This is a genomic window from Devosia epidermidihirudinis (assembly GCF_000971295.1).
GTDB classification, from domain to species: Bacteria; Pseudomonadota; Alphaproteobacteria; order Rhizobiales; family Devosiaceae; genus Devosia; species Devosia epidermidihirudinis.
Genome location: NZ_LANJ01000004.1, coordinates 185,652 through 200,686, shown reverse-complemented (window position 1 = coordinate 200,686; position 15,035 = coordinate 185,652). Strand labels below are relative to the sequence as shown.

The 15,035-nt window shown below is 61.1% G+C and carries 13 protein-coding genes; 9 read left to right on the top strand and 4 right to left on the bottom strand.

The genetic code is table 11. The annotated features are described in order from the left end of the window. Positions 1–2 precede the first annotated feature (2 nt). From WH87_RS02240 to WH87_RS02230, 3 genes are read right to left on the bottom strand one after another with little or no spacing between them, the layout of a single operon-like run. On the bottom strand, positions 3–1,073 hold the full coding sequence (locus WH87_RS02240) for an amino acid ABC transporter permease (RefSeq protein ID WP_046140009.1): 1,071 nt from the start codon (positions 1,071–1,073) through the stop codon (positions 3–5). Next, positions 1,070–2,257 (bottom strand): amino acid ABC transporter permease, encoded by a 1,188-nt coding sequence (locus WH87_RS02235; protein WP_046140010.1) that lies wholly within the window; start codon positions 2,255–2,257, stop codon positions 1,070–1,072. Before WH87_RS02235 ends, WH87_RS02240 begins: the two co-directional genes overlap by 4 nt. Positions 2,258–2,278: 21 nt before the next feature. Next, positions 2,279–3,325 (bottom strand): amino acid ABC transporter substrate-binding protein, encoded by a 1,047-nt coding sequence (locus WH87_RS02230; RefSeq protein WP_046140011.1) that lies wholly within the window; start codon positions 3,323–3,325, stop codon positions 2,279–2,281. A 558-nt stretch (positions 3,326–3,883) separates the two neighbouring features. Between WH87_RS02230 and tauA the strand changes: the two genes are divergently transcribed. The 5 genes from tauA (at position 3,884) to WH87_RS02205 (ending at position 9,004) form a co-directional block, all read left to right on the top strand. Then, complete coding sequence (gene tauA / locus WH87_RS02225) at positions 3,884–4,885, top strand: taurine ABC transporter substrate-binding protein (RefSeq protein WP_046140012.1); 1,002 nt, start codon at positions 3,884–3,886, stop codon at positions 4,883–4,885. A gap of 102 nt (positions 4,886–4,987) precedes the next feature. Next, positions 4,988–5,779: a taurine ABC transporter ATP-binding protein gene (locus tag WH87_RS02220; protein ID WP_046140013.1), complete on the top strand. Its 792-nt coding sequence runs from the start codon at positions 4,988–4,990 to the stop codon at positions 5,777–5,779. Next, entirely contained in the window at positions 5,776–6,615 is an 840-nt protein-coding gene (locus tag WH87_RS02215; protein WP_046140014.1) for an ABC transporter permease subunit, read from the top strand. The genes WH87_RS02220 and WH87_RS02215 overlap by 4 nt, the downstream gene beginning before the upstream one ends. Before the next feature lie 5 nt (positions 6,616–6,620). Further along, entirely contained in the window at positions 6,621–7,769 is a 1,149-nt protein-coding gene (gene ssuD, locus WH87_RS02210) for an FMNH2-dependent alkanesulfonate monooxygenase (RefSeq protein ID WP_046140015.1), read from the top strand. An 83-nt stretch (positions 7,770–7,852) separates the two neighbouring features. Continuing rightward, positions 7,853–9,004, top strand: coding sequence for a fumarylacetoacetate hydrolase family protein (locus tag WH87_RS02205; protein WP_046140016.1), 1,152 nt, complete (start codon positions 7,853–7,855; stop codon positions 9,002–9,004). A 161-nt stretch (positions 9,005–9,165) separates the two neighbouring features. Here the strand turns inward: WH87_RS02205 and WH87_RS02200 are convergent, their stop codons facing one another. Continuing rightward, positions 9,166–10,653, bottom strand: coding sequence for a sigma-54-dependent transcriptional regulator (locus WH87_RS02200; RefSeq protein WP_046140017.1), 1,488 nt, complete (start codon positions 10,651–10,653; stop codon positions 9,166–9,168). 207 nt (positions 10,654–10,860) lie between these two features. On the opposite strand from WH87_RS02200, the gene WH87_RS02195 reads away from it, so the two are divergent. The 4 genes from WH87_RS02195 (at position 10,861) to WH87_RS19240 (ending at position 14,988) form a co-directional block, all read left to right on the top strand. After that, positions 10,861–11,841 (top strand): ABC transporter substrate-binding protein, encoded by a 981-nt coding sequence (locus WH87_RS02195; protein WP_197410703.1) that lies wholly within the window; start codon positions 10,861–10,863, stop codon positions 11,839–11,841. 162 nt (positions 11,842–12,003) lie between these two features. Beyond that, positions 12,004–12,774: a YbaY family lipoprotein gene (locus WH87_RS02190; protein WP_046140018.1), complete on the top strand. Its 771-nt coding sequence runs from the start codon at positions 12,004–12,006 to the stop codon at positions 12,772–12,774. 191 nt (positions 12,775–12,965) lie between these two features. Further along, entirely contained in the window at positions 12,966–14,768 is a 1,803-nt protein-coding gene (locus WH87_RS02185) for a M3 family oligoendopeptidase (RefSeq protein WP_046140019.1), read from the top strand. Between the two features lie 52 nt (positions 14,769–14,820). Next, positions 14,821–14,988, top strand: coding sequence for an aa3-type cytochrome c oxidase subunit IV (locus WH87_RS19240; protein WP_082092441.1), 168 nt, complete (start codon positions 14,821–14,823; stop codon positions 14,986–14,988). Positions 14,989–15,035: the final 47 nt, after the last annotated feature.

Sequence of the window (15,035 nt, the reverse complement as noted above, 5' to 3'; positions counted from 1 at the left end):
CTTTAGCGCGGCTGGCGGAGATAGCGCTCCAGCCAGAGGCTGTAGCGCGAGCCGATGATGCAGATGACGAAATAGATGGTGGCGGCGACGAGGTAGCTTTCGTCGTAAAAACCAAGCCAGTTGGGATCGACCGCAGCGGTCTTGGCTGCATTGAGCAGATCGAACACACCGATGACGGCCAGCAGGGATGTGGCCAGCAGGAAGCCGATGGCGAGATTGACCATGGCCGGAATGACGAGGCGCAGGGCTTGCGGTAGAATGACCAGCCGCATGATGCGCCAATAGCCAAGGCCCAGCGCGCGAGCGGCTTCATATTGTCCGGCGGGAATGGCTTGCAGGCCCGCGCGGATGACTTCGGCGACATAGGCCGACCAGAACAGGGTGATCAGGATCATGGCGCGGCCGATCTTGTCGATGAGCTGCCCACCGGGCAGCATCATGGGCAGGATCAGCATGGCGATATAGAGGATCGCCACCATCGGCGTGCCGCGCATCACCTCGATATAGACCACTGACATGGTGCGAATGCCGCCCATGGAGGACTGTCGCGCCAATGCCAGTAGCATGGCCAGGGGAATGGCGAGGCTGAAGCAGACGATAGCCACCAGCAGGGTGATCGGCAGGCCTCCCCACTGATTGGATGGCACGGTGGGGCCGATGACGGTGCCGGCAAGCAGCAGCCAGCTGATGACCGGCACGGCGATCCAGAGCAGCAGCGTTTCCTTGCGCCAGAAGCGTGGTTGGGCGGTGAAGACAAGTAGACCCAATAGCAGCACAACCGCGATCATCGGCCGCCAATGCAGCGCCGGAGGGTAGAAGGAATAGAGGATGAAATTGAACTTGGCGGTGACGAAGGCCCAGCAGGCGCCGGTTGCTGCCTTGCAATCATCCGCCGTGCCGATCCATGTCGCGTCGAGAATGGCCCAGCGGACGAATGGCGGGACGACCCAGGCGAGAAAGGCGAGCGTGGCCAGGGTGATGAACGTGTTGAGCGGGGTGCCGAACAGGCCCTGACGCCAGTGGCGCCAGTCCTGCGGCTTGGGTGGTGGCAGATTGACGGCGGGGACGGTCATCGTTGCACCGTCCCGCGCAGGGCGACGCGCCTGTTGTATTGGTTCATCATGGCAGAGACCGACAGGTTCAGCGCCAGATAAACGCCGATCAGGATGGCGAGGGCTTCGAGCGCCTGGCCGGTGGTGTTGGCGGTGGTGTTGATGACGTTGACGAGGTCGGGATAGCCGATCGCGACGGCCAGGCTCGAATCCTTGGTGAGGTCGAGATAGCTGGTGGTGATCAGGGGCGTGATGACGCGTAGCGCCTGTGGCAATACGATCAGCCGCATGATCTGGCCATTGTGGAGACCCAAGGCGCGGGCCGCTTCCCACTGGCCGCGATCAACGGACTGAATGCCGGCGCGGACGATTTCGGCGATGGCGGCAGAGAACTTGACGGTGAGGCCGATCAGCAGCGCGGCAAATTCGGGGCTGAGATTGTAGCCGCCGCGAATGTTGAAGCCGCCTAGCGCTGGTATCTCAAAGCGGGCGGTGGCGCCGGTGAGGGCGAAGGCGAGCGCTGTGGCAATGACGAGTGCGGCAATGACGCCAGTGCCGCGCCAGAAGGTCAGATTGGCGGTACGAGTGAGCCCAACGAAAGTGGCGATGGCGAGAATGGTGAGGACGAGAAGTGCGATCCATCCGGCGGTGGAGGCATTGTCGACGATGATGCCGGGGACAAAGATGCCGCGATTGGAGAGGAAGGCGTTATCGCCAACCGAGATGGCCTGACGCGGGGCGGGCAGCGCCTTGGTCAGCGCGCTCCAGAAGAACAGCTGCAGCAGGAGCGGGGTATTGCGAATGATCTCGATATACCAGCGCACAAGGCCCGATAGCAGCAGATTGCCCGAGAGGCGCGCGACGCCCAGCGATACGCCGAGCACGGTTGCGAGGACGCAGCCGAGAATGGCGACCTTGATGGTGTTGAGAAGGCCGACGAGGATGGCGCGGGAATAGGGATCGGCAGAGGAATAGGGGATCATCGTCTCGCCAATTTCAAAATTGGCCGAGCGATTGAGGAAGTCGAAGCCGGGATTGATCCCCGCCCTCGCCATGGTCTCAAGCGTATTGGCGCCAAACCACCAGAACAGGCCTATGGCAGCAAACAGCAGGGCAAACTGCGCCGTGGGGCGCGGGCCCAACCAATGGCGCAGCACGTGGAGAAAGCCGGGTCTGTGACGACCCGGCTCAGTAATTGCGGTCATTAAACTATGATCCGACAGTTGTTAGCGCCAGGCTGGTGCGTAGAGCAGGCCGCCATCGGTCCACAGGCTATTGTAGCCGCGTTCCCACTTGAAGACGCTGTCCTTGCCGACATTGCGCTCGAAGATTTCGCCGTAGTTACCGACTGCCTTGACGATGTTGTAGGCGAACTTTGGATCAAGGCCGATGGCTTGGCCCAGAGCTGTGTTGGTGCCGAGGAAGCGCTGGATCAGCGGGTCTTCGGACGTGAGGAAGTCGTCGACATTGGCCTGGGTGATGCCCAGTTCTTCAGCTTCGATCGTGGCCCAGACAGTCCAGTTGACGATTTCGAGCCAGCGGTCATCGCCGTGGCGAATGGCTGGTGCCAGTGGTTCCTTGGACAGGCGCTCTGGCAGAAGAATGTATTCTTCCGGGTTCTTGAGCTGGGTCTGCTTGATGCCGAGATCGGACGCGTCCTGGGTGATCGCGTCAACGCGACCGGATTCCAGTGCGGCGAGGAACTCGTTTGTGTCTTCGATGGTGACCGGGGTGAAGGTCTTGCCGTTCTTGCGGAAGAAGTCGGCAATGTTCAGCTCGCCCGTGGTGCCGGACTGCACGCCGATGGTTGCGCCATCGAGCTCAGCGCCGGTGGTGACGCCGACATCCTTGCGAACCAGCAGGCCCTGGCCGTCATAGAACACGGTTGGGCCAAAGTGGAAACCGAGCTGGAACGAGCGGGAAATGGTCTGGGTCACGCCCGAGAGCAGAATGTCGAATTCGCCGGCCTGAAGGGCTGGCAGACGCTGCTGTGGAGAGGACGAGGTAAACTCGATCTTGTTTGGGTCGTTGAAGACGGTGACGGCCAGAGCGCGACCGAAATCGACAAAGAAGCCCTTCCAGACGCCATTGCTGTCAGGCGCAAAGAAACCGGGCTGGGTGCCAACGCCGGCCTTGATGACGCCGCGCGCCACGATGGCGTCGAGGTCTTCGCCAGCATGAGCGGAAATTGGGGCGATTGCAGCGGTCAGAGCGAATACGGCGGCGGCAGTGGCGCGCCAGAAGCCAGCCTTTTGCTGGAACGAGGTGGTCATGCTTGTCTCCATTTTTGCACTACGCCCGCCTTGGTGCAGGTGGGCGCGGCGGGTGCCAGCGATCGTGTCGATCACCGCCCAAACCCAGCCTTGTTATCCATGGTAGCGGTGGCTCTAGTTAAGTCTATCAATCTAGTAGACATAAACGCGTCGCCTCGTGTGCCTGCGGCGAAATCTTTTGCCAATTGTTTGGGGTTGTTTAGACGGCAGCCGTTTTCGCCTGAATTTTGCAGTTGAGGCGGGAAAGGTCTTGGCATGCTGAAATGCCGCCCGCCGCGAAAATGTCTGACTTTATTGAGTCTACGAAGAATAAACTTGCGCTGTTGGCTTTGTAATGGCGTCTTGTGAGGCATGAAATGCTCGCGATGGAACAAATTGCTGGTGCAGGTAATCGGGCAGCAAGAGACTTTCTTTTGCAGGGTTCAACTTAGAAAGTGACTATCTCGATAAAATTGATGGACTAACGCAAGGTTGTGTTGCGCCCAGTGATGACCACGGGGCGACGCGGGCATAGGGGGCGGCAGCGCACCCGCGTCAAATGGCTGCCGGAGACACGACATGACCATTGCAAGACGCAATCTGTTCACGCTGGCGATGGCCGGCATCGCCTTTGCCGGTTTCGGCGTCAGCGCCGCACAGGCGGTTGATCTGCGCATCGGCTGGCAGCCGATTGTTGAACCCAGCCGTGTGCCGCAGGCCGACGGCACCTATGACAAGGCGACCGGCGCGACGGTGACCTGGAACCGCTTTGAAGGCGGCGCGGACGTGATCGCTGCCATCGCATCGGGCTCCATTGATATTGGCTATGTCGGTTCAAGCCCGCTGACTGTGGCGGCGAGCCAGCAGATCCCGATCGCGACCATCTTCGTGGTTGGCAATATTGCCGAAGCTGAAGCGCTTGCCGTCAAGGGCGTGAGCAAGCCAGAAGAGCTGGTTGGCAAGAAGATCGCCACGCCATTCGTTTCGACGGCGCACTACAGCCTGCTGACGGCACTCAAGCATTGGGGCGTTGATCCGGGCTCGCTGGAACTGCTGAACTTGCGGCCACCTGAGATTGCGGCTGCGTGGGAGCGTGGCGATATCGATGGCGCCTATGTGTGGGATCCCGTGCTGCAGCAGATCAAGTCGAGCGGTGGCGCCGTGCTGGCTGACAGCGCTGATGTCGCCAAGTGGGGCGGCCCGACCTTTGATGCGTGGATCGTGCGCAAGGATTACGCTGAAGCTAATCCGGATGTCGTGACGGCCTTCGTCAAAACGACTGGCGATGCTTATGCGGCATACCTCGCTGACCCAGCTGCGTGGGACGCCAAGTCCGATGCGGCCAAGAAGATCGCGGACCTGTCGGGCGCCGATGCTGCCGACGTGCCGCTGCTACTCAAGGGCTATGTCTTCCCATCGCTGAAGGATCAGGCGGGTTCCGATTTCCTCGGTGGCGGCACGGCGAAGGCCATCGCTGCAACAGCACAGTTCCTCGTCGAACAGGGCCGCATTCCGGCAGCGCTGCCAGACTACAATGGCGCTGTGACCACCAAATTCGTTGAGGCCGCACTGGCTGAGTAACGAAACCACGGCAGGATGGAATCTTCCCATCCAACCTGTCCTTGGCGCTGCCGTCTCTCTCCCTGTGAGACGGCAGCGTATTCTCGTTTGTGGAGATAGGTGATGTCTGAATTGCGCCTGCATGCGGTTTCGCTGACTTACGCGTCGCCGCGATCTGACACGCCATCGGTGCTGGAGCGGCTGACGCTGGGCATTTCGCGCGGTGAGTTCGTGGTGGTGCTGGGCCAATCCGGGTCAGGCAAAACGAGCCTGCTCAATGTGGCTGCGGGCTTTCTCGAACCAACGGACGGGCGCGTCACTGTGGACGGCCAGGCCGTACACGGGCCATCGGCCGTGCGGGCGGTGGTGTTTCAGGATGACGCGTTGTTTCCCTGGCTGAGTGCGCGGGACAATGTGGCGTTTCCGCTGCGTCTGCGCGGGGTAACGCGCGATGAGCGGGCGCGGCGCGCCGATGCTTTGCTGGCCGATGTGGGCCTTGAGGGGCAGGGCGACAAACCGATCTGGGCGCTGTCGGGCGGGATGCGGCAGCGCGTGGGCATTGCCAGAGCATTGGCATCTGATCCCGAGTTTTTGCTGATGGATGAGCCGCTCGGCGCTCTCGATGCCATGACGCGCGATCAGATGCAGGAATTGCTGCTGGCGGTGTGGAGCCGATCCAATACCGGAGCGCTGCTCATTACCCACTCGGTGGAAGAGGCGCTGTTTTTGGCAACGCGGGTGGTGGTGCTCGCCGCCCATCCGGGGCGCATCGCGCTGAGCCAGGAGTTCGATTTTGGACGACGTTTTCTGGCGGGCGAGGCGGCGCGGGCGCTCAAGTCCGAGCCCGGCTTTGTTGCGGCGCGTGAAGAGCTGATTGCATCGATCCATCAGCCCTACTTTGAGGTGGCAGCATGACGGCGTCGATTGACCGGGCAGCGACCCGCCCAAGCGCGCCAGCGCGGCGCCCGGCTAGCCAAAGGTTCAAGCGCTATGTGCCGCTGTTAAGCGGCGTTGGGGTCGCGCTGTTTGTCATTTCTATCTGGCATATCGCCAGCACGTCAGGCTGGGTGTCGGCGATCTTCTTGCCGCCCCCATCGGCGATCCTTGCGGCGTTTGGGCGGCTGATCCAGACCGGCTATGTCGACAGTACGTTGCTGCAACATATGGGCGCGAGCCTTGCGCGTGTGTTTGCCGCTTTGGCCTTCGCGGTGGTGATCGGGGTTCCAGCGGGGCTGTTGATTGCGACGAGCCCGATTGGGCGCGGTGTTCTTGATCCGGTCATTGAGTTTTTGCGGCCATTGCCGCCGCTGGCCTATCTGCCGCTGGTGATCATCTGGTTTGGCATTGGTGAAACGGCCAAGGTGCTGGTGATCCTGCTGTCCATGATCCCGGCGATTACTATTGCGACGGCGGCGGGGGCGCGGTCGGCGTCGAAAAATCAGGTCAATGCGGCGCGGGCGTTTGGCGCCTCGCCGCTGCAATTGTTGTGGCATGTGCTGCTGCCGAGCGCCTTGCCATCAATCATCACCGGCATTCGCATTGCGCTGGGTGCGGGCTGGACGACATTGGTGGCGGCAGAGCTCGTCGCCGCCGGTCGTGGCCTTGGCTACATGATCCAGTCGGCGGCGCAGTTCCTGGTGACCGATGTGGTCATCGCCGGCATTCTCGTTATCTCGGCCATCGCTTTTGCCTTTGAGGCGCTGCTGCGCTTCATCGAGCGACGCTATGTGCCGTGGGCGCATAATCAGTGAGTGACATGACAGACAAACCTCTGAGCTTCTTCTGGTTCATTCCCACCCATGGCGATGGCCGCTATCTCGGCTCGATCCAGGGTGAGCGACAGCCCGATTTCCAGTATTTCAAGCAGATCGCGCAGGCCGCTGACCGGCTGGGTTTTGAAGGCGTGCTGCTGCCGACGGGGCAGAATTGCGAGGAAAGCTGGATTACCGCGACGGGACTGGCGACGGTCACGGAGAAGCTCAAATATCTCGTGGCACTGCGGCCCGGCGTGACGCTGCCTACCTTTGCGGCGCGGCAGGCGGCAGCACTGGATCGGCTCAGCAATGGTCGGCTGCTGCTCAATGTCGTGGTGGGCGGCAACCCGGTGGAGCTGGCGGGCGATGGCGTGTTTCTGCCGCATGGCGAACGCTATGAGCAGGCGGCTGAATTCCTGACGATATTCCGGGGCCTGTTGTCAGGCGAGACGGTGGACTTCCAAGGTAAGCACTACCGCGTCGAGGGTGGGCGGCTGGACCAGAGGACGGTGCAACAGCCCCATCCACCGATCTTTCTCGGTGGCTCGTCGGAGGCTGGGCAGGACCTCGCGGCCGAGCAGGTCGATACCTATCTGACCTGGGGCGAGCCGGTGGCGCAGGTGGCCGAAAAGATCGCTGTGGCGCGACAGAAGGCCGAGGCCAAGGGGCGCAAGCTGCGCTTTGGCATGCGGCTGCACTTCATCGTGCGCGAAACCGAAGACGAGGCCTGGGCCGAGGCGGGGCGGCTGATCAGCAAGGTCTCGGACAGCCAGATTGCGGCAGCGCAGGCGCGGTTTACCAGCCAGATGGATAGCGTTGGGCAGCGCCGCATGTCGGAGCTGCATGGTGGTGACCGCAACAGGCTGCTGGTCGGGCCAAATCTGTGGGCCGGTGTTGGCCTCGTGCGCAATGGTGCGGGTACGGCGCTGGTGGGCACGCCCGAACAGGTGGCGGCGCGGTTGCGCGAGTATCAGGCTGTGGGCATCGATCTCATTATCGGGTCGGGCTATCCGCATCTGGAAGAGGCCTATCGCGTGGCGGAGCTGCTGTTCCCGGCACTGGGGCTCGGGGCGAAACACCGCAGCGTGGTCGAAACCATCAGCAATGAATTTGCGGTGGGCTTTCACGGCAAGGCGCAGGTGTCCGTCTAAGTCGAAAGTTACGCCCGGCCGGTCTTTCGCGAGCGGCCGATATTTGCGACAAGCCTTGGCGGAATTCAGTCACGGAGAGTCACATGTCGCAGCGTCAGTATCCCGATGGGGTCCTTCTTGGTCGGGCCCGCGTGCCAGGACACGATCACCCGCGCGTTGTAACTGTCCGCGACGGCACTGTGTTCGATATCACTGCGAAGGGCTTTGCCACCGTGCGTGATATTGCCGAGAGCGGCCGGGCGGCTGACTATGTGCAGTCGGCTCCCGGCGTGGCCATCGGCAATGCCGATGCCATTCTCGCCAACAGCGTTGCCGCCACTCAGGACGCCAGCCAGCCAAGCCTGCTGTCGCCCATCGACCTGCAGGCGATCAAGGCGTCGGGCGTGACCTTTGTTGTGTCGCTGCTGGAACGCGTGATTGAGGAGCAGGCGCGCGGTGACAAGGCGCGGGCGGATACCCTGCGCGGCGAAATCCTCGAGCTGATCGGCACCGACCTCAGCGAGCTGGTGCCGGGTTCGGAGACGGCTGCCAAGGTGAAAGCCGCGCTGATCGAGAAGGGCGTGTGGAGCCAGTATCTCGAAGTGGGCATTGGCCCCGATGCCGAGATTTTCACCAAGGGCCAGCCGATGAGCTCGGTGGGTTATGGCGCCGAAGTGGGCCTGCACCCGATTTCGAGCTGGAACAACCCAGAGCCGGAAGTGGCTGTTGTGGTGACCAGCAAGGGCGAAATTATCGGCGCGACGCTGGGCAATGACGTCAATCTGCGCGACGTGGAAGGTCGCTCGGCACTGCTGCTGGGCAAGGCCAAGGACAACAATGCCTCGGCATCGCTTGGGCCGTTCATTCGCCTGTTCGATGGTGCGTTTACGCTTGAAACCGTCAAGCAGAGCGAAATTGCGCTCAACGTGACCGGCGAAGACGGCTTCGTGCTCGAGGGGCATTCCTCGATGAATCAGATTTCGCGCACGCCGGAATCGCTGGTTGCCGCCACGATTGGCGAGCACCATCAGTACCCAGACGGACTGGTGTTGTACCTCGGCACGATGTTCGCGCCGGTGAAGGATCGCGACGGCGTCGGCAAGGGCTTTACGCACAAGCTGGGCGACATCGTCACCATCTCTACCGTCGAACTGGGGAGCCTGTCCAACCGGGTGAACCTGTCGACCGTGTGCCCACCCTGGACCTATGGCACCAGCCGCCTGCTTCGGGATCTGGCGAAAGCGGATCTGCTCTAGATTTTCGCTATTGGGTGGCACGTATGGTGCCACTCTCACCGGGCTTCCCTCGGACTTGATCCGAGGGTCATTATCCGCTTGTGCCGGATGGAGAGTGGCCCTCGGATCAAGTCCGAGGGCAGCGTCGATGGGTAGGCGCTAGATGCTTCTTACCAAAAGCCTCAGGCAGCGTCGCTGATGAGCTCTTCGGCGAGGCCGTATTCGTGCAGCTTGCGGTAGAGGGTCGAACGACCAATGCCGAGCGCGCGGGCAACGCGCGACATGCGACCGCCATAATGATCGATGGCAAAGACGATTGCGGCGCGCTCGATCTCGGCGAGTGCGGCGATCTCGCCTGACGTGTCGAGGAAGCGATCCTGCGGCACGGGCTGTTCGTGATGGTGATTGCGGGGCAGGGCCGAGGCCACATCGATATGTGTCGGGGCCGACGGCACAGCGACAGCCTCGATGGCGCGCACAGCCTGTTCACGACCGCCGGACTGGGCAACGATCTGCGGGAAATCAACCGTTTCGAGGAATGCGCCGTCGCAGAGGACGATGGCGCGATAGACCGCGTTTTCCAGCTGGCGGACATTGCCCGGCCAGTCATAGCTGGTGAGCAGGTCCAGCGCGATGGGCGAGATGCCCAGAATGCGCTTGCCGGCCTCGGCGGAGAAGCGGGCGATGAACATCGAGACCAGCGCCGCGATGTCTTCACCGCGCTCGCGCAGCGGCGGCACGTAGATGGGGAAGACGTTGAGGCGGTAGTAGAGGTCTTCGCGGAAAGCGCCAGATTTGGCTAGATTGAGCAGGCGCCGATTGGTGGCCGAGATGACGCGGACATTGACGCGTTCGGGGCGGGTTGCGCCCACGGGTTCGATCTCGCCCTCCTGCAGCACGCGCAGCAGCTTGACCTGGGTGTCAAGTGGCAGCTCGCCAACTTCGTCGAGGAACAGCGTGCCGTTATGGGCCTCGGCGAACTTGCCCATCTGGTCGGCGATGGCACCGGTGAAGGCGCCCTTCTTGTGCCCAAACAGCACGGACTCGACCAGATTGGGGGGAATGGCGCCGCAATTGACGGTGATGAACGGCTTGCCAGCGCGCTCGCTGGTGCCCTGAATGATGCGCGCCACCAGTTCCTTGCCGACGCCGGTCTCGCCTTCGATCAGAACAGGAATTGGCGACTTGGCGGCCTTGGTGCACAGGCTGATGACGCGGGCCATCGAGGCGGCCTTGGCGATCATGTCATTGGCGGTAAAGGTGCCGGTCTTGCGCGCATGCTCGGCGCGGATCGCAGCCTCAAGCGCATCAAGCTTCATCGCATTGCGCAGCGAGATCACCAGACGCTCGGGCGATACGGGTTTGACGAAGTAGTCCGCCGCGCCCTGGCGCATGGCGGAAATAACAGTTTCGAGCGAAGCATTGGCAGTTTGGATGATGACGGGCGTGGTCAGCCCTTCGCGCCGCATGGCTTCCATCACAGCCATGCCGTCGAGGTCGGGCATGACGAGATCGAGGATCATGGCGCCGATATTGCGGTCGTCGCGCAGGATGGACAGGGCCTGCTCGCCACCAGTGGCGGTCAATGGCTTGAAGCCAGCACGGTTTGCAACCTCGGCGGTGAGGCGCAACTGAACCGGATCATCATCGACTACGAGAACGCGCGTCATGCAAACCTCAGTCTTCTTGGTGCGGCATCGATTCGGTGTGCCGTTTTGGGAAGATCATGGGCGAAGGGGCTTAAGAGTGGATTAATCATGTCGATCGCGTTGACGAAATTGATCGTTCAGCCGCCTAAATAATTGACTTAAAAAGTCATGTTATGTAGCCAGACGACACCAACGGGCGGCTTGACCGCCGGAGAGCTGGAGGCAGTCGTGTCGTTTCTGAAGTCCATTCCATTGCTGCTGGCGCTGGTGAGCGCACCGGCATTGGCGCAAGAATTTCCGCAGGTGTTTGAGCACAAGTTCGGCACGACGACGCTTGAAACCAAGCCCGAGCGCATCCTGACGCTCTCCTATTCCGGTATTGATCACTATCTGGCGCTGGGCGTCACGCCAGTAGGTGTGCGCGAATGGTATGGTGGCTATCCGAGCGGGGCCTGGCCATGGGCACAGGCGGCGCTGGGCGATGCGACCATTATCCAGATCCCCGAAGAATACACCTATGAGCAGATTGCTGCCCTCGACCCGGACGTCATCGAAGGGCTGACCGCTGGCCTGACCGCGGAGCAATATGCCGAGCTCTCCAAGATCGCGCCGGTCGTGGCGACCGAAGCGCAATATGGTGATTTTGGCACGCCGTGGTACGTCCAGACCCAGACCATGGGGCGCATTGCCGGGAAGGAAGCCGAAGCCAAGGTGCTGGTCGACGGGATCAACCAGCGCTTTGAAGACATCGTTGCCGCCCATCCGGAGTGGCAGGGCATGACGGCCGCCGTGGCGTTTGCCGATACCCTGCCCGGCGCGTTCCGCTCCGATGATATCCGCGCCATGACACTGAGCCAGCTGGGCTTTGTGACGCCTCCTGCAATCGACGCGGCGGATTCCGAATACGGCTTTTTCATCGAGTTCTCGCCGGAAGACCTGTCATTGCTCGATACCGATCTGCTGGTCTGGGTGTCGGGTGATGACAACTCAGCGCGCATCAAGGCACTGACGCTGCGCACCCGCCTCAAGGCCCATCTTGAGGGACGTGAAGTCATGGCCGACCGCATGCTGGCCGGTGCATTCTCGTACGCCTCTCCGCTGAGCATCGACTACTTGCTGGATCGTCTGGTGCCAGAGATCGAGCTGGCGGTGGATGGCGATCCGAGCACCGTCGTACCATCAGCAGCCGCAGAGGGCATTGCGCCCTAAGCGCTGGATAGTTTGATCCTGAACAGGGGCGGGAACCATTTAATGGTGCCGCCCTTTTCCATTCTAGTTCGATAGCAACGCCTTCATGCCGCGCCTTTTTCCTGCAGCAATTCTGGGGTGCATTGGGCGCGGCAAATGTTAGGGTCGTGGTGGAATAAGGGGATGAACATGCAGATCAGCCGTTGGGCGACGTCGTTTGCAGCAGGAGTTTTTGCCATGGTCCTGGCCGGTGGTAGCGCGATGGCCGATGGCACAGTGTTGAGTGGCACGGTGAGCTATCGTGAGCGCATCTTGTTGCCTGACACCGCCGAAGTGCGCGTGCAATTGCAGGATGTGTCGCTGGCCGACGCTCCCGCAGTTGTCCTCGGGGAGGCTGTCGCGACGGGCAAGTCGCCACCCTATAGCTACGTCATTGCCTATGACCCCGACGCGATCCTGCCCGGTCATCGCTATTCGGTTTCGGCTCGAATTACCGATGGCGATACTCTGCTGTTTACCTCGACCACCAACAACGCCGTTTTCGGTGATGGCCCTGACGTGACCGATATCCTTGTGCAGCGCGTTTCCACGCCTGCTCCGGAGGCCGATGCAGGTGGTGTCGTTGGCAGCTGGTTGGCTGAAGACATTGATGGTGGCGGCGTCATCGATAACCTCCAGACAGTGCTGGATATCGCCCCAGACGGGGCAGTCAGTGGCACAGGTGGCTGCAACCGGATTGGCGGCCACGCCACAATCGAGGGGACCAATATCGGCTTTGAGAAGATGTTCTCGACCATGATGGCCTGTGCCCCCGCAATCATGGATCAGGAGGGCAAGTTCCTCAAAGCGCTGGAGGGCGTTAAGGCCTATCGCCTCGATACTGAGCGCGACAAATTGATCCTGCTCGATGCCGCCGGCAAGGACGTCATCATCCTGGCGCGACATACAGCTTAGGGCGGTTTTGCCGGAATTCGGCGGTTTCCACCGAAAACCAGAGTTTTGACGAGCGTTTTCCCAAAGCGGGAGAGCGCTCGTTGCATTTTATGGCGCTGACACACTCGCACTGATTTCGCAGGCGCGAGGCTTCACAGCCTGACGCCTGATGGCTAAGGTCCGCGCGGAATTTGACCATCCGGAGGCGTGCCATGACCGAAGCAACTCAGAAGGGCCACAACGAGTTCGGCACCTTGCCGGTGTGGGACCTGAACGATCTCTATCCGGGTCGGGATAGCGCCGAGTTCAAGGCTGCGCTGGAGCAGGCCAAGTCAGATGCGGCGACGTTCGAGGACAAGTACAAGGGCAAGCTGGTCGAGCTGACCAAAGCGGGCCGACTGGTCGAGGCGATCAAGGACAGCGAACGCCTGGGTGATCTCAGCGGTCGCATCGGGTCTTTTGCCTTCCTGCAATATGCTCAGAAATCGACCGATCCCGATCGCGCCAAGTTCATGGGTGATACCAACGAAGCGCTGACCAATCTGAGCACGCGCGTGCTGTTCTTCGAACTCGAGCTGAACCGCATCGACGACGCCGATCTTGAGGCGGCGTTTGCAGCTGACGCCGAGCTGGCGCGCTATCGCACCTGGTTTGCCGAGCTGCGCAAGGCCAAGCCCTATCAGCTCGATGACAAGCTCGAAGAGCTGTTCCACGACAAGTCGGTCACCGCCTTTTCGGCGTGGAACCGCCTATTCGACGAAACGCTGGCCAGCCTTGAGTTCGAGGTGGATGGCGAAACGCTCAATATGGAAGCAACGCTGCACCTGTTGAGTGAAAAGGACGAGAAGAAGCGCGAAAGCGCGTTCAAGGCTTTGGGCAAGACGCTGGCGGCCAATAGTCGCCTGTTCACGCACATCACCAACGTGCTGGCCAAGGACAAAGAAATCTCGGATCGCTGGCGCGGTTTTGAGGATATCGCCGACAGCCGCCACATGGCCAATTCGGTCGAGCGCGAAGTGGTCGATGCGCTGCAGAAGGCCGTGGAAGACGCTTATCCGCGCCTCAGCCATCGCTACTACAAGATGAAGGCCAAGTGGTTCGGCAAGGAACAGCTGAACGCCTGGGATCGTAATGCGCCGCTGCCGACCAGCGATGAGCGCACCTGGGACTGGGATAGCGCCGTGTCGACCGTGATGGAGGCCTATGGCCGCTTTTCGCCGGAACTGGCTGAGGTCGCCAAGCCGTTCTTCAATTCGGGCTGGATCGATGCGCCGGTGGGCGACGGCAAACTGTCGGGGGCGTTCGCGCATCCGACTGTGCCGAGTGCGCATCCTTATCTGATGCTCAACTATTTGGGTCGTTCGCGCGATATCATGACGCTGGCCCACGAGCTGGGGCATGGCGTGCATCAGCGGCTGGCTGCGGCACAAGGTCCCATCCTGGCCAATACGCCGCTGACATTGGCGGAAACCGCGTCGGTTTTTGGCGAGATGCTGACCTTCCGGCACCTGCTGGATAACACCACCGACCCCAAGCAACGCTTTGCGCTTCTGTCCTCAAAAGTGGAGGATATGCTCAATACGGTGGTGCGCCAGATCGCGTTCTACACCTTTGAACGCCGGGTTCACACGGCGCGGCGGCAGGGCGAACTCAAGACCGAAGAGATCAACCAGATCTGGCTCGATGTGCAGAAGGAATCGCTGGGCGATGCCATTATCGCCAATGAAGGCTACGACACCTTCTGGGCCTATATTCCGCACTTCATCCACTCGCCGTTTTACGTCTACGCCTATGCCTTCGGCGACTGCCTTGTGAACTCGCTCTACGCACAGTATGAGAAATCCAGTGATGGCTTTGCAGAGCGCTATTTTGAGCTGCTCAAAGCCGGGGGAAGCAAGCACCATTCCGAACTGCTCGCGCCATTCGGGCTGGATGCGAAAGACCCCCAATTCTGGTCGCTTGGTCTGGGAATGATCGAGCGCTTGATTGATGAACTGGAAGCGACCTCTACCTGAGGCTCGACTTTCGACTGATAGACTTTGAGATTACTGGACTAACGAGGACGACATGGCCACTAAGCACCGCCCTGAGCACCATTCTGAACTGCAGGTTGAATCGCCGATGGACTACGCCCAGCACGAGGCCACCTACAATGGCTTTGTCACGGCTGTGAAGTGGACCACCATCGTGTTCGCCGCTTCGATGGTCATCCTGTACTTCGCAATCATCCACTGATCGCAGAAGCAGGTTCAGGCATCTAATTCGAGCCTGTCCGTCGGGCA